Here is a 2,509-nt window from a genome sequence, read left to right as displayed (position 1 = left end):
CCTGCTGGTCACCACCGAAGCCATGATCGCGGAGGCTCCGAAGAAGGAGTCGGCTGGCGGCGGCATGCCTGGCGGCATGGGCGGCGGCGGCATGGGCGGCATGGGCGGCATGGATTTCTAATCCAGCCAACCTGGCTAAGCTTACGGAAAGGGCGGCAGCGATGCCGCCCTTTTTCGTTCTTTTAGGACGCGTCAGAACGGGTGTTGGCTGTCGTCTACAGGTCGCGTTACAATTCCACATCCGCGTAAGGGATATACCGACAGGAACCGTCCGCTTTGTTGAAGCAGGCGGGCCTCCTGAACCAAAAGTGAGAAGCTTGCGTTACATTGCCTTCATCCACAAAGACCCGGACAGCATCTACGGTGTGAGCTTCCCCGACATGCCTGGCTGCATCTCGGCCGGAGTTACGATCGACGAAGCCGTACGCAACGGCGTAGAGGCGCTGTCGGGCCATGTCCGGATGCTGGAAGGGGATGGCGATCCAGTTCCGCCGCCGCGCGACTTCGATGCCATCATGAGCGATCCCGAACTGGCGGAGGATCGCGACGGCGCCATGACGACTGTCATTCCGTTGATCCGTGATCGCGGATCAACGACGCGGATCAACGTATCTTCCGATCTGGGCCTGCTCGAAGCTATCGATGCGACGGCGCGTGAACGTGGACAGACACGCTCGGCCTTCCTTGCTTCAGCTGCTCGCAAAGACATTGTGGATTAGCTGCGCAAAAAGCCCACTGCCTTCGGCTGCATGGCTGGAATACGCTGGGTCTTTGCCGCGTTGACCACATCAGGCGCGGTCGCAACGTTAGGTCCCCGGTGAGGATATCCCGACCGCGGAAATCGCCGCGTCGCGATTGCGGCCTGCTCCATCAAGCACCGCGGCTTCGATCAACGCCGCCACCTCATCGGCCACGGCCTGTACCGGGGCGCGGTCGCTTGTGGCGCGGGCGATCACCATCAGCCCTTCCAGTGACGATTCGACCAGCAGTGCCAATGCATGCGCGCGGCGCGCGGGCACCCCTGCCCTGACGAAGGCGTCCCGCAGCAGGCCTATCCACTGTTCGAAGGCCGAGCGGCACAACTCCGCCAGTTCCGGCACGTCGGTGGGCGAGTCCAGCACGACAGGCGCGATCGGACAGCCGAGTGAAAACTGGTTGTCTTCCAGCATGCGCCCCACCGACTGGTAGATATGATGGACGGCTACCGCCGGATCCTTTTCGGCGGCCAGCGCTTCGCCCAGCCTCTCCGTCACGTCGGCAACGCTGGCGCGCGTCACCTCGATGACCAATTGGTCCTTGCCGCCGGGAAAATGAAAATACAGCGAGCCCCGCGGTGCGCCGCTGGCGCTCAATATGTCGTTGAGCGAGGTGCCGTGATAGCCGCGCTGCCTGAGCAGCAGCCCAGTCGTCTCGAGTATGCGGGTGCGGGTGTCGTTGGCCATGTCAACCTCTGTCAGGAGAGATCATTATAGGCCTTGCGCAAAATATGACAATCGGTCTACATAATATGTAGATCAGTCTATATATTTGAGGTTCGAAATGCGCAGCTATCGCCTTGAAGGGACCGGCGGAATCGAAAGCCTGGTGCTGCGGGACGAGGCGCGACCGGAGCCGGGAGCGCACGAGATCGTGGTGCGCATTCGCGCCACCTCGCTCAACCGGCGCGACACGATGATCCTCAACGGCGCCTATCCGCTGACGCCGCGCCAGGGCGTCGTGCCGCTGAGCGACGGGGCTGGTGAGATTGTAGCCGTCGGCGCTGCCGTCCCCCGCTTTGCCGTCGGCGACCGTGTCACCGGCAGCTATTTCGCGCGCTGGATCGACGGCCGCATCCATGCCGGGCTCGTCGACCAGCTCGGCTGCACGCTGGACGGCATGCTGGCGGAATATGCGGTTCTCGACGAACAATGGGCGGTGCGGCTGCCCGATCATCTCGACTGGCAAGAGGCCGCAACGCTGACCTGCGCCGGCCTGACCGCCTGGAATGCGGTGACGGGCGCCGGAATTCCGAAGCCCGGCCAATGGGTTCTGGTCATCGGCTCGGGCGGCGTCTCCCTCTTTGCATTGCAGTTCGGCAAGCTGCTCGGCTGCCATGTCGCCGCCGTCACCTCGCGCGGCGAGAAAGCCGACAGGCTGCGGGCGCTGGGCGCCGACCTGGTGATTTCGACATCGGATATGCCGCAATGGGGCGCGGCCGTCCGCGACCAGACCGGCGGCATCGATCTCGTCGTCGAGACCGGTGGCCCGGCGACCTTCACGCAGTCGCTGATCGCCAGCACGCTTTACGGGCACATCGTGCTCTTGACGCTGCAGGATGCGAAAGGCGGATCGATCCAGCTGCCGGCGGCACTCTACCAGCGCAGCCTCGCCCCCATCAGCCGCCTGTTCGTCGGCAGCCGGACCAATCTCGAAGCCATGCTGCGCGCCGTCTCGCAGCGCCGCCTGCGGCCCGTCATCGACAAGGTCTTCGCCTTTACCGAGGCCGGCGATGCCTATCGCTATTTCCAGC

Annotated in this window: 3 protein-coding genes; 2 read left to right on the top strand and 1 reads right to left on the bottom strand. The window is 63.9% G+C overall.

Annotated features, from left to right (window positions below):
- The first annotated feature begins 317 nt into the window (after window positions 1-317).
- A complete protein-coding gene (locus EN879_RS31830; protein ID WP_063167711.1) occupies window positions 318-719 on the top strand; it encodes a type II toxin-antitoxin system HicB family antitoxin in 402 nt (133 codons plus the stop codon).
- A gap of 87 nt (window positions 720-806) precedes the next feature.
- Here EN879_RS31830 and EN879_RS31825 read toward each other — a convergent pair whose 3' ends face one another.
- Window positions 807-1,442, bottom strand: a complete 636-nt coding sequence (locus tag EN879_RS31825; protein ID WP_013532391.1) for a TetR/AcrR family transcriptional regulator — start codon at window positions 1,440-1,442, stop codon at window positions 807-809.
- A gap of 97 nt (window positions 1,443-1,539) precedes the next feature.
- On the opposite strand from EN879_RS31825, the gene EN879_RS31820 reads away from it, so the two are divergent.
- On the top strand, window positions 1,540-2,509 hold a 970-nt coding region (locus EN879_RS31820; protein ID WP_164774709.1), incomplete at its 3' end, for an NAD(P)-dependent alcohol dehydrogenase.

This window comes from Mesorhizobium sp. M7A.F.Ca.AU.002.02.1.1 (genome assembly GCF_003998535.1).
Classification (GTDB): Bacteria; Pseudomonadota; Alphaproteobacteria; order Rhizobiales; family Rhizobiaceae; genus Mesorhizobium; species Mesorhizobium ciceri.
The sequence above is the reverse complement of the archived record's forward strand: the minus strand, read 5'-3'. Positions and strand labels throughout refer to the sequence as shown.

Excerpts from the sequence above, each read along its gene's own strand:
- EN879_RS31825 (WP_013532391.1), bottom strand. The coding sequence starts at position 1,442 with ATGGCCAACGACACCCGCACCCGCATACTCGAGACGACTGGGCTGCTG.